Annotated in this window: 21 protein-coding genes; 5 read left to right on the top strand and 16 right to left on the bottom strand. The window is 70.4% G+C overall.

The features are described from left to right. Positions 1 to 26 precede the first annotated feature (26 nt). The 3 genes from ACH4TV_RS43925 to ACH4TV_RS43915 are packed head-to-tail and all read right to left on the bottom strand — an operon-like array spanning position 27 to position 3,573. Positions 27 to 2,525 (bottom strand): amino acid adenylation domain-containing protein, encoded by a 2,499-nt coding sequence (locus ACH4TV_RS43925; RefSeq protein WP_398407039.1) that lies wholly within the window; start codon positions 2,523 to 2,525, stop codon positions 27 to 29. Beyond that, positions 2,522 to 3,331, bottom strand: coding sequence for an FkbM family methyltransferase (locus tag ACH4TV_RS43920; RefSeq protein WP_398407038.1), 810 nt, complete (start codon positions 3,329 to 3,331; stop codon positions 2,522 to 2,524). Before ACH4TV_RS43920 ends, ACH4TV_RS43925 begins: the two co-directional genes overlap by 4 nt. Further along, the gene (locus tag ACH4TV_RS43915; RefSeq protein ID WP_398407037.1) at positions 3,328 to 3,573 is read right to left on the bottom strand and encodes a phosphopantetheine-binding protein; all 246 of its coding nucleotides are present in this window, start codon (positions 3,571 to 3,573) and stop codon (positions 3,328 to 3,330) included. Before ACH4TV_RS43915 ends, ACH4TV_RS43920 begins: the two co-directional genes overlap by 4 nt. A gap of 227 nt (positions 3,574 to 3,800) precedes the next feature. Between ACH4TV_RS43915 and ACH4TV_RS43910 the strand changes: the two genes are divergently transcribed. Further along, complete coding sequence (locus tag ACH4TV_RS43910; RefSeq protein WP_398407036.1) at positions 3,801 to 5,348, top strand: PqqD family protein; 1,548 nt, start codon at positions 3,801 to 3,803, stop codon at positions 5,346 to 5,348. 4 nt (positions 5,349 to 5,352) lie between these two features. Next, positions 5,353 to 6,108 carry a sulfite exporter TauE/SafE family protein gene (locus ACH4TV_RS43905; protein WP_398407035.1) on the top strand — a complete coding sequence of 252 codons (756 nt, stop codon included), beginning with the start codon at positions 5,353 to 5,355 and terminating at the stop codon, positions 6,106 to 6,108. A gap of 59 nt (positions 6,109 to 6,167) precedes the next feature. Here ACH4TV_RS43905 and ACH4TV_RS43900 read toward each other — a convergent pair whose 3' ends face one another. The 3 genes from ACH4TV_RS43900 to ACH4TV_RS43890 are packed head-to-tail and all read right to left on the bottom strand — an operon-like array spanning position 6,168 to position 9,726. Then, positions 6,168 to 7,406 (bottom strand): acetyl-CoA carboxylase biotin carboxylase subunit family protein, encoded by a 1,239-nt coding sequence (locus ACH4TV_RS43900; protein ID WP_398407034.1) that lies wholly within the window; start codon positions 7,404 to 7,406, stop codon positions 6,168 to 6,170. Beyond that, positions 7,406 to 8,665 (bottom strand): MFS transporter, encoded by a 1,260-nt coding sequence (locus ACH4TV_RS43895; RefSeq protein WP_398407033.1) that lies wholly within the window; start codon positions 8,663 to 8,665, stop codon positions 7,406 to 7,408. The genes ACH4TV_RS43900 and ACH4TV_RS43895 overlap by 1 nt, the downstream gene beginning before the upstream one ends. After that, positions 8,662 to 9,726, bottom strand: a complete 1,065-nt coding sequence (locus ACH4TV_RS43890) for an LLM class flavin-dependent oxidoreductase (RefSeq protein WP_398407032.1) — start codon at positions 9,724 to 9,726, stop codon at positions 8,662 to 8,664. The genes ACH4TV_RS43895 and ACH4TV_RS43890 overlap by 4 nt, the downstream gene beginning before the upstream one ends. Positions 9,727 to 9,937: 211 nt before the next feature. Between ACH4TV_RS43890 and ACH4TV_RS43885 the strand changes: the two genes are divergently transcribed. Further along, positions 9,938 to 10,735, top strand: a complete 798-nt coding sequence (locus ACH4TV_RS43885) for a thioesterase II family protein (RefSeq protein WP_398407031.1) — start codon at positions 9,938 to 9,940, stop codon at positions 10,733 to 10,735. Here ACH4TV_RS43885 and ACH4TV_RS43880 read toward each other — a convergent pair. From ACH4TV_RS43880 to ACH4TV_RS43845, 8 genes are all read right to left on the bottom strand, one after another. Next, positions 10,716 to 11,591 (bottom strand): PhzF family phenazine biosynthesis protein, encoded by an 876-nt coding sequence (locus ACH4TV_RS43880; protein ID WP_398407030.1) that lies wholly within the window; start codon positions 11,589 to 11,591, stop codon positions 10,716 to 10,718. The two genes, ACH4TV_RS43885 and ACH4TV_RS43880, sit on opposite strands and share 20 nt — an antisense overlap. A 10-nt stretch (positions 11,592 to 11,601) precedes the next feature. Continuing rightward, complete coding sequence (locus tag ACH4TV_RS43875; RefSeq protein WP_398407029.1) at positions 11,602 to 12,135, bottom strand: GNAT family N-acetyltransferase; 534 nt, start codon at positions 12,133 to 12,135, stop codon at positions 11,602 to 11,604. 14 nt (positions 12,136 to 12,149) lie between these two features. Continuing rightward, positions 12,150 to 13,262 carry a hypothetical protein gene (locus ACH4TV_RS43870; RefSeq protein ID WP_398407028.1) on the bottom strand — a complete coding sequence of 371 codons (1,113 nt, stop codon included), beginning with the start codon at positions 13,260 to 13,262 and terminating at the stop codon, positions 12,150 to 12,152. Between the two features lie 205 nt (positions 13,263 to 13,467). Continuing rightward, on the bottom strand, positions 13,468 to 15,114 hold the full coding sequence (locus tag ACH4TV_RS43865; RefSeq protein ID WP_398407026.1) for a glycoside hydrolase family 13 protein: 1,647 nt from the start codon (positions 15,112 to 15,114) through the stop codon (positions 13,468 to 13,470). Between the two features lie 58 nt (positions 15,115 to 15,172). Beyond that, positions 15,173 to 16,096 carry a carbohydrate ABC transporter permease gene (locus tag ACH4TV_RS43860; RefSeq protein WP_398407025.1) on the bottom strand — a complete coding sequence of 308 codons (924 nt, stop codon included), beginning with the start codon at positions 16,094 to 16,096 and terminating at the stop codon, positions 15,173 to 15,175. Then, a complete protein-coding gene (locus tag ACH4TV_RS43855) occupies positions 16,093 to 17,391 on the bottom strand; it encodes a carbohydrate ABC transporter permease (RefSeq protein WP_398407023.1) in 1,299 nt (432 codons plus the stop codon). The genes ACH4TV_RS43860 and ACH4TV_RS43855 overlap by 4 nt, the downstream gene beginning before the upstream one ends. A 42-nt stretch (positions 17,392 to 17,433) precedes the next feature. Beyond that, positions 17,434 to 18,681: an extracellular solute-binding protein gene (locus tag ACH4TV_RS43850; protein WP_398407022.1), complete on the bottom strand. Its 1,248-nt coding sequence runs from the start codon at positions 18,679 to 18,681 to the stop codon at positions 17,434 to 17,436. Between the two features lie 166 nt (positions 18,682 to 18,847). Next, positions 18,848 to 19,882: a LacI family DNA-binding transcriptional regulator gene (locus tag ACH4TV_RS43845; protein WP_398407021.1), complete on the bottom strand. Its 1,035-nt coding sequence runs from the start codon at positions 19,880 to 19,882 to the stop codon at positions 18,848 to 18,850. Positions 19,883 to 20,109: 227 nt separating this feature from the next. Between ACH4TV_RS43845 and ACH4TV_RS43840 the strand changes: the two genes are divergently transcribed. After that, positions 20,110 to 22,251: a glycogen debranching N-terminal domain-containing protein gene (locus tag ACH4TV_RS43840; RefSeq protein ID WP_398407020.1), complete on the top strand. Its 2,142-nt coding sequence runs from the start codon at positions 20,110 to 20,112 to the stop codon at positions 22,249 to 22,251. A 311-nt stretch (positions 22,252 to 22,562) separates the two neighbouring features. Here the strand turns inward: ACH4TV_RS43840 and ACH4TV_RS43835 are convergent, their stop codons facing one another. Beyond that, positions 22,563 to 23,177 (bottom strand): dihydrofolate reductase family protein, encoded by a 615-nt coding sequence (locus tag ACH4TV_RS43835; RefSeq protein ID WP_398407071.1) that lies wholly within the window; start codon positions 23,175 to 23,177, stop codon positions 22,563 to 22,565. A 106-nt stretch (positions 23,178 to 23,283) separates the two neighbouring features. Further along, positions 23,284 to 24,513, bottom strand: a complete 1,230-nt coding sequence (locus ACH4TV_RS43830) for an AI-2E family transporter (protein ID WP_398407019.1) — start codon at positions 24,511 to 24,513, stop codon at positions 23,284 to 23,286. Positions 24,514 to 24,773: 260 nt separating this feature from the next. Between ACH4TV_RS43830 and ACH4TV_RS43825 the strand changes: the two genes are divergently transcribed. Then, a complete protein-coding gene (locus ACH4TV_RS43825) occupies positions 24,774 to 26,045 on the top strand; it encodes an acyltransferase family protein (protein ID WP_398407018.1) in 1,272 nt (423 codons plus the stop codon). Positions 26,046 to 26,113 lie beyond the last annotated feature (68 nt).

The following is a 26,113-nucleotide window of genomic DNA, read 5'->3' as shown; positions in this document are numbered from 1 at the left end:
GGGTTCGGCACGGGGAACGCGGCTGGTCAGAGCAGGCTCTGCAGCGCGCGCGTGTCGACCTTTCCGTTGGTCGTCAACGGCACCTGGTCGATGGCGACGAAGTGCGCGGGGATCATGTAGCCGGGCAGTACGGCCGCCAAATGGTCCCGGAGTTCGCTCACGTCCGCCTGCTGTCCCGTCACGGGGATCACGTAGGCCGCGAGGGAACGGGAGCGCGGTGTGCCCACCGCGATGACGACGGCGTCGGCGACCTGCGAGTGCTCCCGCAACCGGGCCTGGATCTCGCCGAGTTCGACACGGAAGCCACGGATCTTGACCTGGTTGTCGACCCGGCCGAGGAACTCCAGGGAGCCGTCGGCCCGCCACCGGGCGCGGTCGCCGGTGCGGTACAGGCGGGCGCCCGGAGCACCGAACGGGTCGGGCAGGAACCGTTCGGCGGTCAGACCCGGGCGGTCCAGGTAGCCGCGGGCGACGCCTGCGCCACCGATGCAGACCTCGCCGGGGACGCCCACGGGTACGGGCTCCAGCCGGTCGGTGAGTACGTACATGGTGGTGTTGGGGATGGGGGCGCCCAGCGGGATCAGTTCCGTCGCGGGCGGCTCGGTGAGCGTTTCGCCGGAGTTGCCGATGGTGATCTCGGTCGGCCCGTACTCGGTGGCGACCGGGGTTCCGCCGGGTCCGGCGAACTCGATCCAGCGCCGGGCCAGTTCACTGGTGAACGCGTCTCCGGCGGCGATGACGAGCCCGGCGAGACCGTGGATCTCCTCGGGGGTCAGGTCGTAGCTGAGCAGGTCGAGGTGGCCCGGGGTCATCTTGATGAAGCTGTAGGGCGCGCCGCCCACCAGCTCGTCGCCGAGGTCGGCGGTGTCCAGCGGGTCGGGCAGCAGATGGACGGGCTGGCCGGTCAGCAGCGGTGCGAACAGGCTGGGCATCTGGAGGTCGAAGGAGATCGACGAGAACACCGGGGCGCCGCCGGTGCCGCGTGCCGCGTAGGCCTCGGCCGTCCACCGCAGGTAGTTGGCGAGACCGGCGTGCTCCACCATCACGCCCTTGGGGTTCCCGGTGGAGCCCGAGGTGTAGATGACGTACGCGAGTGAGCGCGGGTTCGCCGCCGTGCTGTCGAGGGGAGCCGCGGACAGCGCGTCGATCGACTCCCGCTCCCGGTCGAGGAGGACCAGGTCGCCGGTGGTGAGCGGGCCCAGGGCCGGCAGGTGCACGGATTCGCTGACCACCAGCTCGCATCCGGCGGCGGCGATCATGTGCTGCAGGCGCTCGGCGGGCATGGCCGGGTCGAGCGGAAGGTATCCGGCGCCGGACTTCCACACACCGAGCAGCGCCGGCAGGAGGTCGGCCGTGCGGCGCAGGCAGACGCCCACCAGGGCGTCGGGCCGGGCGCCGAGGGCGGTCAGCCGCCGGGCGATCCGGTTGGCGCGCTCGTCCAGTTCGCGGTACGTCACCTCGATGCCGGCGACCCTGACGGCCGGGGCGTCCGGCGTCCTGGCGGCCTGCTCCTCGATGAGCCCGGCGACGGTGGCCGGGTCCCGGTCCACGGTCGCCCCGGTGCTCCAGTCGTCGAGCACCGAGCGGCGGTCCCGCGGCGCCAGCCGGGCGGCGAGCGCGTCGCCGTCGGGGCCGGCGGCCATCGCCTCCAGGACCTCGCGGTACATCGCGCCGAGGGTTTCCCGGTACCGCGGGGCGATGGCGCCGGGGGCGGTGGTCAACGTCAACTGGCCTTCGGCTGCGACGACTTCGAGGCCGTAGGCGGGGCGCTCCGCGGGGAGAGCGGTGGTGGTAAATCCGCGGGGCGGTGGGGGCTGGTCGCGCCCCGCGGCGGAGCCGCAGTTCGATACCGCCCCACGCACCTGCCGGGACGCGGTCACGCACCCGACTTCGCCCGATCCGCTCAGCCGGTCACCCACCTCGTCGGCGTCCGTGGCGGAGCCGTCGACCGATACCGCCCCACGCACCTGCCGGGACGCGGTCACGCACCCGACTTCGCCCGATCCGCTCAGCCGGTCACCCACCTCGTCCGCGTCCGTGGCAGAGCCGTCGACCGATACCGCCCCACGCACCTGCCGGGACGCGGTCACGCACCCGACTTCGCCCGATCCGCCCAGCCGGTCACCCACCTCGTCGGCGTCCGTCCCGGCGGTGCCGGTGAAGAGCACGCGCTCGCCGGGTGCTCTCTCGTCGGCGGACGGTGCGCCGGGCCGCGTCGTCTTGGCCGTGCGGAGCACCAGCTCCTGCCAGGTGGCCGCCGTCCGGATCACGGGGACGTGGTGCGTCACGGTGCCACGCGCGACCTCGGTGTGGCGGTCGTCCGCGTCCGCCTCGCCGAGCATGCTCAGCACTTTGACGTGGGCGGCGAGCAGCACGACGGGCAGGTCGGTGCCGCAGATGCCGGCGAGCGCGGTCAACCCGTCGGTGAGGTCCGTGTACTCGACGGCCACCGACCCGTCCGCCTGGTCGTCGCCGGGCGCCGGGCGCCAGGCGGTGGGCAGGGCGAACACGGCGGTTGCGCTCACGGGGCGGCTCCCGTCGCGCGGGAGGCGAAGACGGTGTAGACGCTGGTGCCGCGGTACTCCTCCGGCTGGTCGACCACCGTGTTCATGCCGTGCTCGGCGAACAGCTTGGTGACCTCGGCCAGTTCGCCGTTGTCGTCCTCGACCTCGACCGCCGCCTGGGCGATCCTGGGCCACAGCGCCTCGCCGATGCCCTGGAGGACCTTCACCTCGAAGCCCTCGACGTCGATCTTCAGGAAGTCGATGCGGTCGATGCCGAGCTCGGCCGCCACCGCGTCGAGCCGGTCGATCCGGCAGGACACCTGCTCCACCGTGTCGAAGCGGCCCTGGATCAGCTCGTCCGCCTCTTCGAGGACGAGCTCGCGGCGCTCTTCGTCGAGTGTTTCCGCGATATTCCCGATGTACGACTTGACGAGGGCCCGGTCGACTTCCGGATCGGCGTCGAACCCGGACATCATCGAGTACTGCGGATAAAAGGTCAGCTCACGGGTTTGCGCGACGTCGCCGAGGGCCATGTTGAAGACGGAGACGTTCTCCAGACGGTCGGCGTTCCTGTTCAATGCCTCGAACGTGCGCGGCACCGGCTCGAAGGAGAACACGCGGGCGGCCGGGAACTTCGTCGCCATAAAGAGCGCGAACATTCCTATGTTGGCGCCCACGTCAAAGACGACCGGTTGTTCCGGAAACCGAAAACCTTCGGGTGGCGTATACGCCTCGTCCTCGAAAATCTCTTTGTAGAGGTACTCGGTTTCGTTGCGGTTGAGCCCGTGCACGGACAGGCCGTTGGGCAGCGTCCTCTCCTCACTCACCGGACATCACTCCTGGTCAGACTGGCAGCCAGCAGGGACGGGGTGGGGTTTCGGAACACCGCGGAACTGCGGAATCCAATACCGCGCTTTCGGGCCGCCGCAACGACGTCCACGACCTTCAGCGAATCTCCGCCGAGATCGAAGAAGTTGTCGTCAGGTCCTACATCGACACCGAACAACCCCCTCCAGATGTCCCGTATCTCACGCTCGATCTCTTCACCTGAGAGGCTGTTCTCGATCACGCCACGGACCGTAGCACGCACTTAACGGAACGGAAAAGAGATGGTCTCGAATCATGAGACGACCGCAGCGAAAGTCCGTTTTTTCACGTCTCGATCCTTTTCTTGCGGTGGACATTCGGAGTTGCACCTGCGATATCCTCCGGCGGGTTGCACCGGGGGATGATCGGCACGCGCGGATCGCGTACTGAATTTAGAGATTCCCCCTTCCGCTTGTGAGGGGAACGAGAATGTCCGCTGAGACCACGGAAACCACCGGATCCGTCCAGCCGGTTCCGCATGACGTCGCGGAGCTGCGCCGGGCGACCCTCCAGGAGCTGCGCCAGTGGCTCTCCTCGGACCACCTGGGCGAGGTCGAACGCTGCGTTCCCAAACTCCGCGCCCAGCTGGAGGAGCTGGGCCCGCTGGACGAACGCGTCGTCATGGTCGCCTACGGGGGCGGCAAGGACAGCGCCTACACCACCGCCTTCGTCCGGGCCATGCAGCTGCGCCTCTTCGAGGAGGCGGGCCGGACCTTCCGGCTGCGGGTGGTCACGATGCGCCACGCCGGCATGCCCGCCGCGGTGATGCGCAACATCGACCGCACCTACGCGGCGCTCAAGCTGGAACAGGACCCGGACTGCGAACAGTTCCTCATCGACGGCGACGAGATCTCGCCCTTCCACGTCGATCTCCCGCAGCGCGACCACGTGGTCGCCAGGAACCGCCTCGACGTCCTGGTCACCGGCCACCGCACCCTCGGGGACGGGCGTCCGACCTTCTGCAACGCCTGCAACCTGAGCGCCGCCCACGCGTTCGGTCTCGGCGCCTCCCATGACGGCGGCGTCGACCTCATCATCACCGGCGACTCCCCCTACGAGCAGCGCACCTACCTGGTCTGGATCCACCGCCTCGCCGAGCGCCTGGGGGTGGCGCCGACCGGGCAGGAACGCGACGGCTTCAGCGGGGTCCTCCAGGCCACGAACAACATCGGCCGTGCCTACTTCACCGACATCTACGGCGCCGAGGCGACGGACCTCATCGAGGAGCGGCGGGTCCACCACGACACCCCCGCGCAGCTGCGCTTCTTCTCGATCTACGACGACACCGCCTACGCCTCCGGTGACCACTGGGACCTGCTGACGGACTTCCTCGGCTTCACCTTCGACGAACTCGCCTTCAGCTTCTCCGAGTCCGACTGCGGCAACCCCGCGCTCATGGCGCACATCCGCGGCCTGAAGTGCGAGCGCCTCTACGGCCGCAGCTACGCGGAGGGCCTGGAGGAGTACGTGGCCTTCGGCAAGCAGCTGATGCGGAAGAAGGAGTTCCCCGACCAGCTGATCGAGATGATCAGCGCCCGGTACGAGGGAGAGGGCGCCGTCGAGCGGATGCGTACGGCCATGGACTCCTACGCCCTGGACATCTTCGGCATCACCGAGGAGCAGCTGGTCTGTATGGTCCGCTCGCCCTTCACCGACGCCGGGGCCGGCCTGGCCGCCTACGTCAAGACGGAACAGCCCCATCTCCAGGGCGAGTTGAACGCCATGACCGCCCTGCTCGTCTCCGACGCCGCCCCGGTGGACGGCGAACTCGGCCTCGTCGCCGAGCTGGAGCGGTTCAGCGGTCTGCCCTTCGCCCAGCTGCGCGTACTCGCCCGCCGGACGGGACGCTCCCTGACGGGCATGGGACAGTCGGGGGTCGTGGACCTCATCCTCGACGGCGATCCGCACAAGCAGCGCATCGCCACCAGGCACCTCCCCGACGGCCCTGTCGTCGACGAACTGATCTCGGGACGGTAATCCATTGAACGGCACGGAGGCCGCCGCCATCGCGGCCGCGAGCGTCGCCGCAGGCACCATCAACGCCGTGGTGGGGTCTGGCACGCTCATCACCTTTCCGACACTGCTCGCCTGCGGATACCCGCCGGTGCTGGCCAACGTGACCAACAACATCGGTCTCGCCCCCGGGCTGCTCAGCGCCGTCTACGGCTACCGCCGTGAGCTGCGCGGGCAGTTGCGTCGACTGCTCCGGTTCGGCGCCGCCTCCCTGATCGGCGGCGTCACCGGTGCCCTGCTGCTGCTCCAGCTGGACCCCTCGGCCTTCGACAACGTGGTCCCGGTCCTGATCCTCGCGGCGTGCGTCCTGATCCTGCTCCAGCCCCGCCTCAACGCGTGGCTGAAGCGGCGCGCCCAGAGCGGCAGCACGGACGGCGGCGTACCGATGTGGTGCGGCGTGCTGGGCACCGGCGTCTACGGCGGCTACTTCGGCGCCGCCCAGGGAGTCGTGCTCATGGGGCTCTTCGGCAGCTTCCTGCGGGACGACCTGCAACGGCTGAACGCGGCGAAGAACGTCCTCGCCGCCATCGTCAACGGCGCCGCCGCGGTGGTGTTCGTCGCGGTCGCCGACGTCGACTGGGCCGCCGCCGGGGTCATCGCGGCGGGTTCGACCGTCGGCGGCCTGCTCGGGGCCCGGGTGGGCCGCAAGCTGCCGCCGGTGGTGCTGCGCGCCGTCATCGTCACCGTGGGAGTCACCGCGGCGTCGGTCATGCTGGCCACCTGAGCGACCGGATCGCCGGTGAGCTTCTCCGAGCGAGGCGCTCACCGGTGGCCCGGCCCGGTTCACGGCTGTTCCACCTCGAACTCGAAGGTCTCGATGATGCGGTGCATGTCGTCCGTGACCCGCTGCTGGTCGTCGTGGAGCAGGATGAACCGCCCCTTGTGCAGGGCGTCGTAGCTGCCGCCCGGCTCCAGGATCTGCCCCGGCCGGGGCACGAGTTCACGCCAGATCGTCGGGACCCGCTCCTTCATCGGCGTCGCCCGGCTGACCCGCAGGGGCAGCCCGTCCGGCTTGGGCAGCACCAGCCAGCCGCCGCTCGGGTCACCGGCCTTCGGGGCGAGTTCGACCGGATCGCCGGACAGCGCCCTGAGCCAGACCTCGTACAGGTTGACCCCGAAAAGCTTGTTCAGCAGGTGGGGCACCTCGCTGCCACCGACCCGGCCGCCCACCTCCAGGAAGACCAGTTCGCCCGACCCGGTGACGAACAGCTCCAGGTGGAACGGCGTGTCGCTCAGCCCCAGGACCGCGACGCACTCGCGGGTGAACTCCTCGATACGGCCCCGCAGTTCGGACTCCTGCAGCACCACCGAGCCCAGCGGCGAGCCGGATCCGAAGGAGAGGCAGTCGCCCACGTAGACGGAGGCGACCTGGAACGGGACCCGGGACCCGGCGTCGGCGAAGCCGTCCACGTGGTGGAGGGCACCCGTGACGAACTCCTCGATCTCGTAGCGGGTCAGGTCGAGCGTGGGCAGGATCTCCCGCAGCGCCACCGCGTCGTCCACCCGGTGGACCCCGATGCTCGCCGCCCCGTCGACCGGCTTGAGGATCACCGGATATCCCGTGGACTCGGCGAAGGCGACACACTGCGCCTCGTCGACGCACCCGGCGAAGCGCGGAACCCGTACGTTCCCCTCGGCCAGCACCTCCTTCATCCTGACCTTGTCCCGGTACACGGCGACCTCGTCGGGCGTGGGACCGGGGATGCCGAGATCCACCCGCACCCGGGCGGCGATCTCCAGGGTGAACTCCGACAGGGCGATCAGCCGGTCGACGGGACCGGCCTTCTCGGTGACCTCCTGGACCGCCGAGCGCAGTGCCTCGAAGTCGTTGACGTCCTCGACCTGCACGAAGTGCGCGATGCGGGCCGGATCGACGAGCACGCCCTCGGCGCCGAGGGCATCGACGACGTAGCTCACCCGGTTCTTGTCGTGGTCGATGAACTCCTCGTACCGCGTGAGCTCGTTGTCCCAGCGGTCCCCGTCCGAGAAGCGGGGCCAGCGATTGACAAGGACGATATGCATCAATGCACCTCTGATATCTGGGGAACGTCCGCGGAATCCCCGTCCCGCTCCGCGAGCGCCCGGCGGAAGCTGCGCATGGTCAGGGGCAGCAGGACGGCGCCCAGCAGACTGAGCAGCACCGCGAGTCCGGCGACGAGATCCTGTGGCTCGATCACGTCTCCGGTGGCGCCGACGAGCAGGCCGGCCATCGGGTAGGACAGGAGGTTGAGCAGGTAGAAGGGGCCCATGATCTTGCCCAGGTGCTCCCGCGGAAGGACCTTGATCCGCTGGGTGCGGTTGAAGACGTTGTAGTACGCGACTCCGGTCATCCCCGCGACGAACGCCGTGCCGTAGACGGCGAACGAGGACGCGGTCCCGGCGACGAGCAGAGCGGCGCACAGGGCGGTGAAGCCGACGGCGCCGATCACGTGCACGTCGAGCTTGCGCAGCAGCAGCGGGACGATCAGGAGATTGCCCAGGCCCACGATGCCGACGAAGGTGTTGAGGATGCCGAAGGACGACTCGGACGCGTCGAACACCCCGGTGACGAGAGCGGCGTTCGCGCTCAGCATCGTGGCGAAGACCAGGTTGATGGCGAAGTTGAGCCCGGCCAGCAGCCGCACCGGCCGGTTCCTGAGCAGGAGCTTCCAGCCCAGGCCCAGTTCGGCGAGGATCTCCCGGGCGCCCCCGCTGCCCGACTGCCACTTCTGCCGGGGCAGCGGCAGCCAGCAGGCCGCGGCGACCACGAAGACCGCGGCGGCCAGGGCGAGCAGCCAGACCTTCCCGAGGAGGAGCACGGCGAGCGCCGCGAGGGCGGGGCCGAGCGCCATCGCCAGCAACTCCATGTTCTGTACGAGCGACTGCGTGGCCGCAAGCTTGTCGCCCCGGGCGACCTGCGGAACCATCTTCTCGATCGACATCCGCACGGGCGCCGCCAGGACGGACAGCAGGGCGCCGTTGGCCATCAGGACCGCCGTCGCCCAGCCGGGCCTGGCCAGGATCAGCAGGACGGCACCGGCGAGGAGCACGCCCCGGGCCATGGTCACCCGGGAGAACAGCCGGGCGCCGCCGTCCCGGTCGGCCAGCAGACCCGCGAACGGGTAGGCCAGCAGGCCGGGGAGCCATTCGAGGGCGAACGCGAAGCCCAGGGTCGACACGTCCCCGGTGTCCTGGAAGATGAGCAACGGCACCGCGAACAGCACCACTTGCTCGGCGACGAGTCCCAGCAGGACACCGGTGGCGAACAGACCTCGGTGCAGCCCCTCGGTGCGCGCCGTCACGCCGGTGCGCCGGTGCGCTCGTGCTCCCGGATGAGGGGCAGCACGTGGGTGAAGAAGATCCGCATCTCGTCCCTGGTCGGCCAGCCGGAGAAGATGAACTCGCTGACGCCGGCGGCCTTGTACTCGTACAGGTAGGCCGCGACCTCTTCGTAGCTGCCGACGACGCAGAGCGCCGGGCCGCCGCGGTAGGCGACGGCGCCCGAGTAGAGGTAGGGCGAGAGCCAGTCGTCCTGCGCCTGTTCGGCCAGGCGGAACGAGTTCTTCACGGCCTCCGAGTCGGACGCCGCGACGAAGCTGGTGACCCAGGCCCGGTGGTCCTCGTCCGGGTCGCGCATCATCTCGGCGAGGTCGGTCAGGGCCTCTTCCCGGGTCGGGCGGGCCAGGACGTGCATCCGGATGCCGGCCCGGCAGCCGTTGGCCAGCACGGGGGCGGTGGCCCGGGCGATGCCCTCCGGGGTGTCTCCGTAGCGCAGCCAGCAGTCCCCGTATTCGGCCGCGGTCTTCTGCGCGGGGGCCGACGCGCCGCTGATATAGATCGTGGGCCGGCCGCCGCCCTTGTATCCCAGGCCGAGCTGGGCCTCTTCGATGCGGTAGTGGCTGCCCTTGTGGGAAAGCGGCTTCTCACCCTGCCAGAAACGGTGCAGAACACCCAGGAACTCATTGGACCGGGCATAGCGCTCGTCGTGGTCCAGGAAGTCGCCGTAGTACGCCTGCTCGGCCGGTGAAATCCCGGCCACCAGATTCAGGGATATACGGCCGTCCGACATCCACGAAATGGTGTTCACGACCTGCGTGAAGAGGGTCGGCGACAATAGGCCCGGACGATAGGCGAGAATGAACTTGACCCGCTCCGTCTCCCGCACCAGGGCGCCGATCATCGGCAGCGGGTCGGGCATGTGGTAGCTGATTCCCATCAGCAGGGAGTCGACCCCGAGCTGCTCCGCCTCCTGGGCGAAGTCGACTATGCCGTCGAAGTCGAGCTCTCCGGACCGGTATTTCTCGGTTGCTTTCTGCTGCCCGCTGTCCAGCGGTGAACACCAGTGAAACTTCAGATCTTCCACGCCAGTTCCCCGTTCCAGAACATGAGGGCACCATGCCCGATCGACTCCAAATCGGGCATTTCTCCCCCGGTGCGGCACACATTCCGGAGGGACCCTGGCACGATCCCTGAGGGGGCGTCAAGATCAATCCAAATCCTGGAATGCCCGCCTCGGAATGCCGGGCACCGGATATCGTGCCTTGTTCGTCGCGCGAGGAAAGGATGGCCGAAAAGTGTCTCAGCCCACTCGCTGGCTCAAGCGGTACCGCCCGGTCGCCGCACCGCGGTTCCGGTTGATCTGTCTGCCGCACGGCGGCGGCACCGCGAGTTTCTTCCGCTCCTGGGCCGAGGCACTCCCGCCCGAGGTGGAGCTGGCGGCCATCCAGTACCCGGGCCGCCAGGACCGGCTGGCCGAAAACTGCATCGAGGCCATGGAGCCCTTGGTGGACAGCATCGCCGATGCTGTACAACCGCTGCTGGACGCGCCGTTCGCCGTGTTCGGCCACAGCATGGGAGCCACGGTCGGCTACGAGGTGACACGGCGCCTGGAGGCACGGCAGACACCCCCGCGGCACCTGTTCGTGTCGGGCAAGGCCACCCCCTTCAAGGAGCGGACCGGCCGGCAGCTGCACCGGGAGGACGACGCCGCGATGCTGGCGGGCGTCCGTGAACTCGGCGGTCTGCACGAGACGTTCCTCGACGACCCCGACCTGCTGGAGGTCGTCCTGCCCTCGCTCCGCGCCGACCTGCGCCTGATGGAGACGTACCGCCCCACCCCCGACGCGGCGATCGCCACCCCGGTGACGGCCTACGTGGGCGACGCGGACCCCGGAGTCACGGTGGCGGAGGCAGCCGCCTGGGCCGAGACGACCTCGGGCGGCTTCACCCTGCGCACCTTCCCGGGCGGCCACTTCTTCCTGACGGACCATCGGGACGTGCTCGTCTCCGACCTCCTCGGCAGAGTCGCGGCCCCATCGTCAACGCCAGGCGACCGACACATCGATTCCGCGGTCAGGCCGGCAACTCCCTGAGGTGTCCTTCGGCGACGAACGCCACATCGCCGCCCACCGTGACGGAGCGGATGTCCCGCCCTTCGCCGTACGCGCTGATCGCCATCCGGCTGGGGCGCCCGGTGAAACGCCCCTGGTGCAGGACGGCCGTCCGCCCGTCGCCGATCCGGCCGTGGCGGCGCAGATAGGCGGCGGCGCAGCCGGCGCCGCTGCCGGTGGCCACGTCCTCCAGGACGCCGTCGTTGTTCCAATGGCGCCCTTCGAGGGCGTCGGCGTCGAGCAGGTAGGCGAACTGGGCGCCGACGGCGGCCAGTTCGGCTTCGAGGTCATGGGCGATCCGGGCGCGTTCCAGTGCGTCGCCGCGTACGGGGACGACCATGTAGCGCAGGCCGGTGGAGAGCACCTCCGGCGGCAGGTCCGGGTCGAGGTCGTCGGCGTTCAGGGAGAACCAGGAGGCCAATTCGGGGATGCCCGGACGGCCGAGGAACGAGGCGGGACCCTGGTCGAGGACACCGGCGTACCGGCCGGCCGCACGACGCTCTGTGGTGACACCGACGGTGCGGGCCGCCAGCCTGAGACGCCAGGCCTCGGCGACACCGCTGTCGTCGGTGCCGTGCAGCGCGTGCAGGACGCAGGCCGCCCCGAGGAGGGGGTGGCCGGCGAAGTCGAGTTCCCCGGCGAGGTCGAAGACGCGTGCCCGCCAGGTCCGGTCACCGGTGCTGTCGTCGGGGGCAAGAAAGACCGACTCGAAGTGCCGCATCTCCTGGGCGATACGGGCCATCTGATCCTCACTCAGCCCGGCGGAGTCGGGAAACACCGCCAGGCTGTTGCCGCTGTAGGGCACGGGACTGAAGACATCGACGTGGAGGTAGCGCATGTTCCGGACACTACGGCCCGGCCCGGTACTCCGAGCCGAGGAGACCGAACAGCACGTCGTCGGTCCACTCCCCCTTGATCCAGGTGCTCTGCACGAGGTGCCCCTCGCGCCGGAACCCGACGCGCTCCAGCAGCCTCGCCGAGCGGACGTTGCGCCCGTCGCAGCCGGCCGAGACGCGGTGCAGCCCCTCCTCCCTCAGCAGGGACTTCACCACTCGGGCGACTGCCTCGCCGGCGTACCCGTGCCCCTGAAATTCCGGCGCGAACGTGAACCCCAGCTCCGCCTGCCGCCCGTCCTCGCTCCGGCACACCCCGACATCGCCGATCAGCCCAGGCACGTCCCGCCGCTCGACGGCGTACTGGAACCAGCCCGGATCACGGGGATCCCCCGCCGAGAACGAGCCCGCCAGCCGTTCGGCCTCCGCCACCGGCACGGGCGCCTCCCACGACTGGTACCGGCTCACGTCGGGGTCCGACCGGTACGCCGCGAGGGTCGGCGCGTCCGCCGCGGTGAACCTCCGGAGCAGCAGCCTCGGCGTCTCCATGCCTACGTTTCCCTTCAATTCCCTCTGCTCCTCAGAACCGGGTCGATCAGTTCGCAGGCCCGCACTGCGGCCACCAGCGCGCCGGTGCTGCCGGTGCTGCCGGTGGTCGCGGCTACGTCCAGTGCGGTGTCGGCGAACTTCACCACGTGCTCGTCGCCGTGCTCGGCCGCGCGTGCGAAGACCTCCTGTGCGGCATCCGCTACGGATCCGGTGGGGGCGTTCGGCAGTTCGGACGCCGACGCGGGAGTGGCCGGTGAGTACAGGGCGGTCACCGCGGCGCTCGCCGCCCAGGCGGCGTTCAGACTCGGTGCCCACAGCGCGGGCGGCAGCGCGGGGAGGGTGCGCAGCACGGCGTTGGGCGCGGTGGCGGCGTGGACCAGCATGATCGGGCTGAAGTGGCCGTGCGTGGCGTAGCGGTGGGTGGCTGCCCGGACGAGCTCGGCCAGCACGTCGCGGGATTCCTCAGGTGTCGCTGCCGGGCGGAGTGCGGCGGTCGCCGCCGTCCAGCCGGGCGTTGCGGTCAGCTGCGCGAGGCCGTCACGGAAGCCGCCGTCCTGGTCCGCGATCAGCGGGATGCCGTCCAGTGCCCTGTCCGGGCCGACGGTGCCGCCCGGCGCGGCGACGCCAGGTGTCGGCAGGCTGCGGGCCGCCCAGTAGGCGAGGCCATGGGCCAGTTCCGCGGTACGCGGGGCGTTGCCGTGGTCGTGGTCGTGGTCGTGGTCGTGGTCATCGTCCAGGAGGGTGCGGACGGCATGGCCGACCCGGATCACCGGGTGGGTGGCACCGGCGGCGATGCCCGGCAGCAGGCGTGGCCACCACTGCACCAGCACTTCGCGCCACGGCCGGTCGGCGGTCTGACGGACGAAGTACGCCGTCCAGTCGCCGATCCGGCGGGGATCACCCCACGCGTGCCGCCATCCGTCCTCGGTGATCGGATCGGTGCCGCGGGGCAGGTCCTCCAGCTTGTCGCGGTAGTAGTCCAGCCAGCGGTGCACGGTGGCCGCGTGACCGTTGCGGACCAGCGCCTCCACCGCCATCGGACCGTGGTTGGACAACCAGCCGTTGCGTTCGGGCCCGTAGTCGTGCAGTCGCTGGAGAGCTTCGTCGAGGGCGCCGGTGGTGTCCATGACCCTGACGCTAACGACCGCGACGACCTGGCGTAACAGGCTGGAGACCTACGCCTGCGGCCCTAGTTTCACCATGGACCAGGGCCTGTCCGATCGGCGGGGATGACACCGGACAGGCCCTGGGGTATTCGGGCGCGCCACAGGGCGCGGGGAAGGTCCGGCCGGAGTGCTCCCGTCACCGTCCCTCAGTCAGCGAGTGAGCCGGTCAGTCCAGCAGCAGGACCGTGGTGTCCGGTGGCAGCATGCCGTCGTTGTTCAGCGGTCCTGAGGTGAGGAGGGGGCTCCAGGCGTCGGGGAGGGGCATCGGGCGGGCGGAGAGGTTGACCGCGCACAGGAGGCCGTTGCCGCGTTCGAAGAGGAGGGTGCCGGACGGGCTGTCCAGCCAGCGGAACTCCTCGCCCCGCAGGTTGGGGTTGGTGCGGCGCAGGCGCAGGGCGGAGCGGTACAGCTGGAGCATGGAGGTGCGGTCGGCCTGGTTGGCTTCGGCGGTGTACGACTTCCAGGCGTCGGGCTGGGGCAGCCAGGGGTCGGCCGACACGGACGTACTGAAGCCGAAGGGCGGGGTGTCGCCGCTCCAGGGGAGGGGGACGCGGCAGCCGTCGCGGCCTCGGACGGTGTGGCCGGAGCGCTCCCAGGTGGGGTCCTGGAGGAGCTCTTCCGGGATGTCCTCGACCTCGTACAGGCCGAGTTCCTCCCCCTGGTAGATGTACGCGCCGCCGGGCAGGGCCAGCATCAGCAGGGCCGCCGCCCGGGCCCGGCGGGTGCCGAGGGCGAGGTCGGTGGGGATCGGCCGGTTGCGGAACAGGGCCTGTACGCCGGTGTCGGCGCGGCCGTAGCGGGTGACGTGACGGGTCTCGTCGTGGTTCGAGAGGACCCAGGTGGCGGGGGCACCGACCTTCGCCAGATCGGTGATCGTGCGGTCGATGACCTCCCTCAACCGGCCTGCTTCCCAGGCGCACTTGAGGAAGTCGAAGTTGAAGGCGGTGTGGAGTTCGTCGGGGCGCAGATAGTCGGGCAGGCGGCCGGGACGGACATGGGCCTCGGCGACGAAGACCCGGGGATCGGGGTAACTGTCGGCGACGGCACGCCAGTTGCGGAAGATGTCGTGGACGCCTTCGCGGTCCCAGTGCGGGTGGTTCTCCTGGTCCTCGCCGGCGATGACGGAGAACTCCGCCAGGCCGAGGTCCGGGAGGGCCGGATCCTTGGCCATGCCGTGGGCGACATCGATGCGGAAGCCGTCGACGCCCAGGTCGAACCAGAAGCGCAGGACCGACTCGAACTCGGCCCGGACTTCGGGGTTTTCCCAGTTGAGGTCCGGCTGCTCGGGGGCGAAGAGATGGAGGTACCACTGGCCGTCCGGCGTACGGGTCCAGGTCGGGCCGCCGAAGGCCGCGTACCAGTCGTTGGGCGGCTCACTGCCGTTCTCCCCTTTCCCGGCGCGGAAGATGAACCGGTCCCGTTCCGGGGAGCCGGGCGCCGCCGCCAACGCCTCCTGGAACCAGGCATGTTGGTCGGAGGTGTGGTTGGGGACGATGTCCAGGATCACCCGCAGCCCCAGGTAGTGAGCCTCGGCGATCAGCTGCCGGGCCTCGTCGAGGGTCCCGTACGTGGGGTGGATGTCACGGAAGTCGGCCACGTCGTAGCCGCCGTCGGCCAGCGGTGACGGATACCAGGGATTGATCCAGATCGCGTCGACGCCGAGGTCCGCCAGATACCGCAGGCGGGAGCGGAGACCGGCGATGTCGCCGGTCCCGTCACCGTCGCCGTCGGCGAAGCTGCGTATGTACACCTGGTAAATGACCGCGGAGCGCCACCAGGCATCGTTCGTGGGGGGCGAGGGCGGGGTGTTCATGTGGCTCGGTCCTGTCGAAGGGGGTGTCTGGTGGCGCTTCAGGCTTCTTCTCGCCCCGCTAGCCCTTGGTCGCGCCTGCCGTGCCGCCGCGGACGAAGTGCCGCTGGAAGAGGAAGAAGACCACTGCCACGGGGATGGTCATGAGCAGGGCCGCCGCGAGCTTGATCGGGTACTGGTTGCCGTCGCCGAGCTGGCCGGAGACGAGGGAGGCGACTCCGCTGGTCAGCGTGTTCAGTTCGGGGCTCTGGCGGGACACGATGAAGTGCGGGAGTTCGTTCCACGATCCCTGGAACGACAGGATGGTCAGGGTGATGAGGGCCGGCTTGGCCATCGGCAGGACGACGGACCAGTAGATCCGGAAGGTGCTCGCGCCGTCGATCCGGGCCGCTTCCTCGACGCTGACGGGGATCGACTCGAAGAACTGCTTCATGATGAACACCCCCGCGGCGTCGGCGAGAAGCGGGACGATCATGCCCGAGTAGGAGTCGTACATCCCCAGTTGGTTGAGGACGAGGAACTTCGGGATGAGCAGGACGACCCCGGGCACGGCCATGACCGCGATGACGGTGCCGAACAGGGCGCCCCGGCCGCGGAAGCGCAGCCGGGCCAGTGCGTATCCGGCGAGGGAGTCGAAGAAGACGCGGCCCGCGGTGACGAAGAGCGCGACGATGACGGAGTTCCCGAACCAGCGCGGGTAGTCCGCGTCGGCGAGCCGGCTGAACGCCGCTGTCGTGAAGTGCGTCGGCCACAGCGACAGGGGGTGGCCGGTGGCGTCGGCGTCGGTCTTGAAGCTCGTCGCGAGCTGGATGAGGAAGGGGTAGATGTAGAGCAGCGCGATGGCGACGAGGGCGGTGTAGCCGAGTACGCGGGTGAGCGCGCTGCCACGGCGGGTGCGCGTGGGTGCGGGTGCGGGTGCGGGTGTGCCTGCGCGGCGGGTCGTGCCCGTGCCGTCCGCGTCGGCGTGCTGGTGCTGTGTGCTCATCGCGTGCCTCCGTGGACGTCGGTCGTCGGGCCCGAACCGGAGCGGGCCGCCTTCGCCGCGCGCCGGGTTGCGGCCTTGGCGCGGGCCTCGTCCTTGTCGCGCAGGACGAACCGCTGGAGGAGCGTCATCGCGACGATGATCACGAAGAGGATGAAGGCGATGGCGCTGCCCTGTCCCCACTCGTTGTTGATGAACGAGGACTGGTACGACAGGAACGCGGGCGTCAGCGTCGTCTTTCCCGGTCCGCCCTTGGTCATGACGTAGATCTGGTCGAAGACCTGCCAGGTGCCGATGAGTCCGAGGGTCAGGACGAGGAAGAGCGTCGGCTTGAGCATGGGCAGCGTGACGTGGCGGAACCGCTGCCAACGCCCGGTGCCGTCGATCTCGGCGGCCTCCTCGACTTCGAGGGGGATGTCCTGGAGCGCGGCGAGGAACATGAGCATGAACGTTCCCGCAGTCGTCCACACGACCAGTGCGATGACCGCCGTCATGGCCACGCTGGGGCCGGAGATCCAGTCCCACAGGGACAGACCGCCGACGGCGTGGTCCGCGAGTGCGGCGGGCGGCGCGTCGGTGTTCACGCCGAGGCCACCGAGAGCGAGGTGGATGATGCCGCGTGGATCGGCGAACCAGGCCGGTCCGTCGACCCCGATCTTCGCCAGCAGCGAGTTGACGACACCGCTGGAGGAGAAGATGAACAGGAAGACGACCGAGATCGCGACCGAACTCGTCACCGCCGGGAAGTAGTACGCGGTGCGGAAGAACCCCTTGCCCTTCAGCCGTCGCCCGTTGACCAGGAGCGCCAGGCCCAGGGCGAGCGCGGTCTGCAGCGGGACGACGAAGAACACGTAGTAGGCGTTGTTGCGCATGCTCATCATGAAGTCGCTCTGCGCCAGGCCGGACTGGGTGAGCAGCGGCTCGTAGTTCTGCGCGCCGACGAAGTCCACCCCTGACGAGAAGGGGCTGCCCTGGCCGTTCCAGTCGGACACGCTCACCCAGAGCGCCATGACGATCGGCACGACCAGGAAGAGCCCGAGCACGACGAGAACGGGTGCGACGAACAGCCAGCCGGCGAGACCTTCCCGGCCTCGGATACCGCCACGGGGGGCGCGGGTACGGCGGCCTCCACCAACTGCTCCACCAGCCGCGCCACCAGCTGCTCCACCAGTTGCTCCACCGGCCTTGGTGGCGTCCGGCACGGACGACGGGACACGGGCCTCGGCGGTGCCTGCCGGGCGGCCCGGCGCCGGGCCGCTGCCCGGGCCCTGTGCGGGCCCGGGATTCGGTTCACTCATCGCAGATTCACTCTCACTCTGTCGGTCGCGGAGTCGTCCGGGCTACTGGCCCACGACCGCCTGCGCGTTCTTCTGAAGCCGCGCGAGGATCTGCTTCGGGTCGGCGTTGGGCAGCCCCTGAAGGCCCGTGTCGAAGTCGAGGAGCACCTGGTCGATCTTCGCGACGTTCACCGGGGCCTGGGCGTACGCGGCGCCGTCGATGAACGCCTTGTCCTGCGGGAACTGGGCGACGTACTCGGCCTCGGCGGACTGCCGCGACGGCATCACCCCGAGCGTCTTGGCGAAGCTCAGCTCGGCGTCCTTCTCGGTCATCGCCTTGACGAAGTCGAGGGCCGCGGCCTTGTTCTTGCTCTTCGCCGCGATGCCCCAGCACTGGGTGAAGGCGAGCGTGCCCTTGCCGGCGGGGCCGGACGGGAGCGGGACCGTCCTGTACTTGACGTCCGGGTAGTCGTTCTTCATGGCGCCGGCGATCCAGTTGCCCTCGATCGTCATCGCGGCCTTCTGCTTGCCGAATGCCTCGCCCGACCAGCCGGAGTCGAGCTGCTTGGGGTACTTGGTCGAGCCGTCCGCGAGCAGCGACCGGACGTACTCCAGGGCCTTGAGGTTCTCCGGAGAGTCCGCGGTGACCTTGGTGGCGTCCTTGTTCGTCACCCAGCCGCCGGCCTGGACCATGAAGGCACCGATCCGGTCACGCGTGTCGCCGATCGTGAGGCCGACCTGCTTGCTCGTCGTCAGCTTCTTCGCCACCGCCGCCAGCTGCTCCCACGTGGTGGGGATGTCGGCGTCGGTCAGGCCGGCCTTCGCCCAGGCGGCGGTGTTGATCTGCAGGCCGAGCGTGGAGAAGTCCTTGGGTACGCAGTAGAGCTTGCCGTCGTAGGTGAACGCCTGACGCAGGGCGGGGTAGAAGTCGTCCTTCCCCGGGAAGCTGTCGCCGTACGCTTCGAGGCTGCCCGTGCTGGCGTACGTGGCGAAGAACTTGGCGTCGACGTAGAAGACGTCCGGCGGGTTGTTCGCGGCGAAACCCTGGCCGAGCTGCTGGCTGATGTCCTGGGCCTGGGTGACGGTCGCCTTGTTGCCGGACTTCGTCGCCCATGCGTCGGAGGCGTCCTTGACGGCCTTCGTCTCGGCGTCGCCGCTGGAGGCGATGAGGACCTTGATCGAGGCGGGGCCGGTCGACTCCTGGCTGTCGTCCGAGCCGCTGTCGTCGAACCCGCTGCCGCCACAGGCCGACAGACTGAGCGACAGCAGCGCGACGGCGCCAACTGTCCACCGTGTACGCGGATTTCTCATGATAAATCTCCTTGTGCAGGCCGGCCTGACGAGCCGGTGGTCGAGGGTGACCGTGTCCCGCCGCCCCAGTGGGGCTGCGAACGGGATCGCGGGGGTTGACTGAGCGGACTACGGAGCCGCTCGGCAGGGGGGTGGGGTTCGGGTGGTTCGGGTGCCGCGGAGTGGCTCAGCCGCTCGCGCGGACGACGAGCCTGGGCGCCAGCAGGACCGGCGCGGGCGGGACGGCCGGCGGTTTGGGAGTGGCCAGCAGTTCCTGGAGCATCCGCAGACACGCGGCGGCTGCCTCGTCGTACGGCTGCGCCACGCTGCTCAGACCGACGACCGCCGCGGTCGGGGAGTCGTCGAAGCCGACGACCGCGACATCGATCCCGGGACGCAGTCCGCGCGCGGTGATCTCGGTCCAGGCCCCGAGGGCCAGCGAGTCGCTCGCGCAGACGATCGCGGTCGGCGGAGTGGGCAGGTCGAGCATCGCCGCGGCGGCCTTGCGGCCGGTGTCGAGCCCGTCGGGGACGCCCACGTCGTAGCCGGGGGGTACGTCGAGACCGCACACGGCGAGGAGAGCGGACCAGCCGCCGCGCCGGTCGTTGCCGACCTCTGATCCTTCCGGTCCCTCCGGCCAGCCGAGGAAGGCGATCCGCTGACGGCCGGTCTCGATGAGATGCCGGGTGGCGGCAAGGGTCCCCTGCGCGCCGTCGACATCGACCCAGCCGTGCCGCTGCGGGGCATCCGGTTCTGCGCCCCAGGGGCGGCCGAAGGTCACGAACGGCACCCGGCGCTCGGTGAGCCACTCCGTCCGGCGGTCGCCGGCGTGGGTGGCGTGCAGGACGAACGCGTCGAGGTCGTGGTCGTCGAGCAGCTGCTCGTACAGGGCGCATTCGTGGTCGTCGTCGGTGGCCGTGAACACCACGACCCGGTAGCCGGCCTCCTGGGTACGGGCGGTCAGCGACTGGAGGAACTGGGCGAGAACGGCGCCGTTGACGCCGTCGCGCGACGGCTCGATCCGGGCGCCGATCAGCCGTGAACGCCGGGTCCGCAGCGTCCGGGAGGCCTGGTTCGGGCGGTAGTTGAGCTCCTTGATGGCGGCCTGTACGCGGGCCAGGGTCTCCGGGCGTACGCGATGCGGCGCGTTGATGACGTTGGACACGGTCTGTGTCGACACAGAGGCGTGCCGCGCCACGCTCTCGAGTGTTGCTCGCGCCATCGCGAAGCCACCTCCCACAAGTTCACTGCGCCGCAGCGTATCGCCGTCCCGGCGGTGCGGCGTATCTCGGCCGTACTTGGATTTGAACGTTAAATTTAGCGTTCCAATCGGTTACTGTGGCGATCGCCGCCCGGACTGTCAAGAGTCGGCGCGGTCACAGAACGACCTCACAGCCACCCACCCTCACGAACCGCCCACGAGACACGAGGGCACCGGACGGAGCTTTCATGACCTCACCCGAGCGGCAGCCGCTCCTGCACGATCTCGCGGTCACCCTCGCCGCCCCGACCGTCGTCCTGTCCCAGCCGGACGGCAACCTCGACGCGGCCGCTCCCGGAGCCGGAGTACAGGGGCTCTTCCACGCCGACGTACGCGCACTGAGCCTGCTGCGTGTGACGCTGCGCCCCGACGCGGGAGCGGTGGACGGTGGCGTGGCAGCGGTGGACGGTGACGAGGGCTGGCTGCCGGTCGTCGCGGTGATGAACGCGTCGGACGGTCCCGGGCGCAGCCGTTTCGTGGGCCTCGCCCAGGCGCTCGGCGACGCGATTCCGGACCCGACCGTCCGGGTCGACCGGCGGCGCATCCTGCACCCCGGTCTGCTCACCGAGCAGCTGACCGTCCGCTCCAGCGCGTCGGCGCCGGTGCGTCTCGCCGTCCGGGTCGAGATCGCCGGGGACCTCGTGCAACTGGAGCACGCGAAGGCGGGCCTCGCGCCCCGGTCTCCGCTCCGGCCCATGGCCGAACTCTCGTCCGGTACCGGCATGTTGGGCTGGGGCGACGACACCGTCACCGTCGCCGTCAGCGCCCCCGGCGCGACCCCCGACGCCGAGCGTTCCACCCTGACCTGGACCCTCACGGTCGCGCCCGGCGAGAGCGTCGACCTGCACCTGGCCGTCGAGATCACGGAGCCCGACGCGGTCGTCACGGCTGCCGACCCCCGGCCCACCTGGCAGCGTCCGGAGGTCACCGCCGACGACCGCCGGCTGCCCGCGCTGGTCGCGCAGAGCCTGGACGACCTCCACTCGCTGCGGATGGCCATGGCCGCATCGCCCGGTGACACCTTCCTCGCCGCGGGCGTTCCCTGGTTCTTCACGCTCTTCGGCCGGGACAGCCTGTGGGCCGCGCGGATGCTCCTGCCGCTGGGCACCGACCTCGCCCTGGGCACCCTGCGCACGCTGGCCGCCCAGCAGGGCACGCGCACCGATCCGGCGGCGGAGGAGGAGCCGGGCAAGATCCTGCACGAGGTGCGGCGCGGGGTCTTCGACGACGGCATGGGCCTTCGTCTGCCGCCGGTCTACTACGGCACGGTCGACGCGACCCCCCTGTGGATCTGCCTGCTCCACGACGCCTGGCGCTGGGGCCTGCCCGCCGCCGACATCGAACCGCTGCTGCCCGCGCTCAAGGCCGCCCTCGGCTGGATCGACGCCGCCGCCCGGACCGGAGACGGGTTCCTCTCCTACATCGACCACAGCGGCACCGGCCTGGCGAACCAGGGCTGGAAGGACTCCGCGGACGCCGCCCGCTTCGCCGACGGCAGCCTCGCCGAGGCGCCCCTGGCTCTCGCCGAAGTACAGGGTTACGCCTACGAGGCCGCCCTCGCCGGAGCGGCACTCCTCGACGCCTTCGGGCTGCCGGACGGCGAGCACTGGCGGACGTTCGCGGCCGGCCTCGCAGATCGCTTCCGCGCCCGGTTCTGGGTCTCCGACCAGCAAGGTCCGTACCCGGCCATGGCACTCGACGGCTCGGGCCGCCCCGTCGACGCCGTCGCAAGCAACATGGGCCACCTGCTGGCCACCGGCATCCTCAACGCCGACGAGAGTGCCGCCGTCGCGGCCCGGCTCGCCGCCCCGGACATGTCGGACGCCTACGGCTTGCGGACCATGTCGTCCCGGTCCGGCGGATACGGCCCGCTGCGCTACCACTGCGGCACGGTCTGGCCGCACGACACCGCGATCGCCGTCACCGGCCTCGCCCGCAGCGGCCACACCGAGGCCGCCGCCCGGCTCGTCGAGGGCATCCTCGACGCGGCGCCCGCCTTCGACTACCGGCTGCCGGAGCTCTGGGGCGGCGACGCCCGCACGGACACCCCCGCACCGGTCCCCTACCCGGCCGCCTGCCGGCCGCAGGCCTGGTCGGCGGCGGCGGCCGTCGCCTTCCTGACGGCGCTCACCGGTCTGGACCCCGACGTCCCCGCCGGCCGCCTCCACCTCCGGCCGACCGGACCACTCCCCGTCGGCGCGCTCACCGTCGCAGGGCTCACGGTCGCGGGCGAACGGCTCGACGTCGCCGTCGGCTCCGACGGCCGGGTCGAGTCGGTCACGGCGCCTGGGGGCCTGGTCGTCGAGGGGCACGCGGCGTTGCGGGCCTGAGGATCGTCCTGCCGACGGGTGTCACGGGCGGTTCGGGGACGGCCGACATCGGCGGTTCGGTGGCGGGGCTGCTCCTCGCTTCGTCCTCGACGTCGGTGGCCGGGCCCGCCTCGCTCGGACAGGTGGGTGGGCGGGCGGCGTGGACCGCTTCGGCGCTCTGGACCTCTCCACCGAGGTGGTCCATGCGGGTCGCCTCGTCCGCCGTTCCCTCGATCAGGACGAGCCTGAGCGGGGGTCCGGCGATGGCGAAGTCGGCGTAGCGGTAGCGGAGTTCGGCGGGTTCGATGATGTCGTATCGAGCTGACGTCGGGTCACCTGACGAAGCGGTACTTCAGGTGGGTGGCGAGGGGGGTGTCGACCACCCGGACCGTTTCGAGGTTCCGTCGTCCGGCGCCCAGCCCTTCGAAGAGCCGCAGACCGTCGCCGAGGAGCGCGGGCACCACGTGCAGTTGCAGTTCGTCGATAAGCCCCTCCCCCAGATACTGCCGCACCGTGCTCGCGCCGCCCGCGATGTCGACGTTCCGGTCCCCGGCGGCGGCCTTCGCCCGGTCGAGGGCGCTGTGGATGCCGTCGGTGACGAAGGTGAAGGTGGTGCCGCCCTTCTTGACCAGGGTCGGCCGGGGGCGGTGGGTGAGCACGAACACCGGGGTCCGGAACGGCGGGTCCTCGCCCCAGAACGCCTCGCCGGTGTCGTACATCATCCGGCCCATGACCACCGCTCCGGTGGCGTCGAACCACTCACGCATCAGCTCGGAGTCGCGGTTCTCCTCCCCGCCGGTCATGCCCTGGCGCTCCCGCCAGCTCGCCAGGTTGTGGATCCACTCGAAGAGCGGCTCGGCGCCGTCGCCCCCCGGGTTGTCGAGGGTCACGTCGGTGCCGGCGACGAAGCCGTCGAGGGACATGGCCAAATCCGCGGTCACGGTCACGTTCTTGGTCACGATGGGGGGCTCCTGTGCTCGTCCTGGGAAGTGCTTCCTTCACCTCGACGTCGATCGGGAGCGGCCGCAATCGACACACGCCACGAGTTCGGGACTACCGTTGGGCCGCCGCCTCCACCTCGTACCGCCCCCGCATCTCCGAGAGCACCCCGAAGGCCGCCGCGGTCAGCGGTACGGAGAGGAGCATGCCGAGGATGCCGGCGAGGGAGGCGCCGGCGGTGAGGGCGAGGAGGATGACCGCCGGGTGCATCTGGAGCGTACGGCTCTGGATCATCGGCTGGAGCACGTTCCCCTCCAGGAGCTGCACGCCGACGACGATGCCGAGAACCCACAGCATGGTGGTGAGCCCGCCGTCCGCGAACGCGACGAGGATCGCGACCGCGCCCGAGAGGAACGCGCCGAGGTAGGGGATGTACGCCCCGATGAACACCAGCGCCCCGAGCCCGACGGCGCCCGGCACCTGGAGGATCAGCAGACCGACGGTGATGCAGAGGGCGTCGATGAACGCGATGATCGTCGTACCCAGCATGAAGCCCTCGATCGCCTGGAAGGCGCGGCGGGCCATGACTTCCAGGGTCGCGCCGGAGCCGCGCGGTGCCATGGTGTGCAGCGAGGCGACGGCCCGGTCGGAGTCGCGGAGGAAGAAGAACAGCAGCAGCATCGCGAGGGTCGCCGTGGCGATCATCTCGGTGAGCAGACTGACCCCGCTCAGCACACCGGAGACCGCGGTGCCGCCGAAGTTGGACAGCAGGTCCTTGGCGTTCGTGGCGAGTTCGTCCACGGAGGTGCCGACCACGTCGAAGCGCTCGCTGAGGTCCTTCGCCGCGTCCCGCACGGAGTTGATGATCTGGTCGCCGGTGTCGAGCAGGGCGGTCACCACGATGTAGGCCGCCCCTCCCATGACCAGGATCACGGCGACGCAGGTCAGCCCGGCGGCGAGCGACTTGTTGAACTTCATCGCGACCAGCCGCCGGTAGAACGGGCCGAGCAGCGCCGACAGAAGCAGCGCGAGCAGCACCGGCGTGACGGCGGTCTGGAACGTGATGCAGAACCACACGCCCACGGTGATCACGCCGCTGACCAGGAGCAGCAGCACGCTTCCGGCGGCGATACGCCGGGCGGGCTCCGAGAGCAGCGGGGCGCCGCCACGGCTGTCGGCACGGACCGGCCTGTTCAGGGGCGCGCGGCTGCCTCTGACCGTCGTACGGGTCCGGTGTATCCGCCCGCCGCGCTGCCCCGGCCGACCGCTCCCACCGCCGGTCCCGCTGCCGCTCCCACTCCCTCTGCCGCTGTCTCTCCGAGGCGCTCCCGTACGGCTGTTCATCCTGTTTCGTCTCCGCTCACCCGCATGCCCGCTGTCCGCGGCGGTCCCGGCTGACGCCCCGTCGACAGAGGCTCTGGGAGCTTCCGAAGATCGCGCGGTGGCCGCGGCGACAGCGTAGAGGAGCCGTGATACGCCGCAGTCCGGCACCCCGGCCGCGGCTCATGCGGACGAGGTGCTCCGGCGGCCGGAAAGCGGCGCCGAAGCTGTGGGGACCATAAGAACTTGTGTGACTCCGCCGAGGCTGGGCAGGCGCGGTCGTTATGAGCACCCCCACCGACCGGAGCACGGTAGACGCGCCAGAACCGGCACTCGAGACCACGCAGGCCGGTCCGCAGGATCTGCGCGGGCCGGCCGCCGAACCACGGCGCAGATCCGCCGGGGGCGGACGAGGTTTTCCTTCGGCTCTGCGCGGTGGCGGGCGGGTGGCGGGGCTGGACGGGCTGCGGACGGTCGCGGTCGTGCTGGTGATCGTGTACCACCTGGAGCCCGACGTGGTGCCCGGCGGCTCGGTGGCCGTGGACGTCTTCTTCACGCTCAGCGGATTCGTCATCACCCGGCTGCTGGTCGCCGAGTACGCCCGTAACGGTCGTATCGGCCTGGGCTCGTTCTACCGGCGGCGCTGGCTGCGGCTCGGCCCGGCCATGCTGGTGATGTGCGCGGTCACCGCGTTGCTCTCCGTGGCCCTCCCGCTGCCCCTGTTCGACGGGGCGTGGACGGCGGCGGCGCTGGCGGCGGTCTCGGTGGTCAATCTCGTACGGGCGGGCGAGTCCGGCCCGTACTCCGACCTCACCTCCCCGCTGAGCCACACCTGGTCCCTGGGGGTGGAGGAACAGTTCTACCTGGCCTGGCCGCTCCTGCTCCTGGTGCTGCTACGGCACACCACGGCACGGAAGGTACTGGCCTGGGTCGCGGCCCTGTGCATCGTGCCGTTGCTCTGGCGCCTCGCCCTCTGGGACCCCACGGCGGCACACCGCATCTACAACGGCCCCGACACCCGCGCCGACCAACTCCTGATCGGCGCCCTCCTGGCCGTGATCCTGGCCCGCCTCCGCGCCGACGACCCCCGACTGGCGCTCCTGCGCCGCTGGGCGGGCCGCCTGTGCTGGCCCGCGCTCGCACTGCTGGGCCTGATCGCCTGGCAGATCCCGATCGCGGAGGCGAGCGCGTGGAACCCGGTCTGGTACACGGTCGGCTTCACGGTCGCCGCCGCCCTGTCGGCCACGGTGGTGGCCGCGCTGGACCTCGGCCCACGCTCCTGGCCCTCCCGTCTCCTCTCGATCGGGGCACTGACCTGGGCCGGCCGCAACCTCAGCTACGGGATGTACCTGTGGCACTACCCCGTCATCCGCCTCCTCTCCGACCTCGGCGTGCCCGACACCCACCTCCTCCCGGCCGGCCTGGCGGCAACGGTCGCGGCAGCCCTGACGTCGTACGCCCTCGTGGAACGGCCACTGCTGCGCCGCGACCGGGGCCGGGCGCGGGTACGGCGGGCGGAGCCGGCTGCCGCTACGGAGCGGCCAGCTGCGGGGTGACGCCACGCCGTCGGCGTACGGAGCCCTCACCACCGGTCGTCCGGCGCGCTGTCAGTGGCGGGCCATAG

It is taken from the genome of Streptomyces sp. NPDC020898, from assembly GCF_044333925.1.
GTDB lineage: Bacteria > Actinomycetota > Actinomycetes > Streptomycetales > Streptomycetaceae > Streptomyces.
This window is presented reverse-complemented; position numbering and strand designations above follow the sequence as displayed.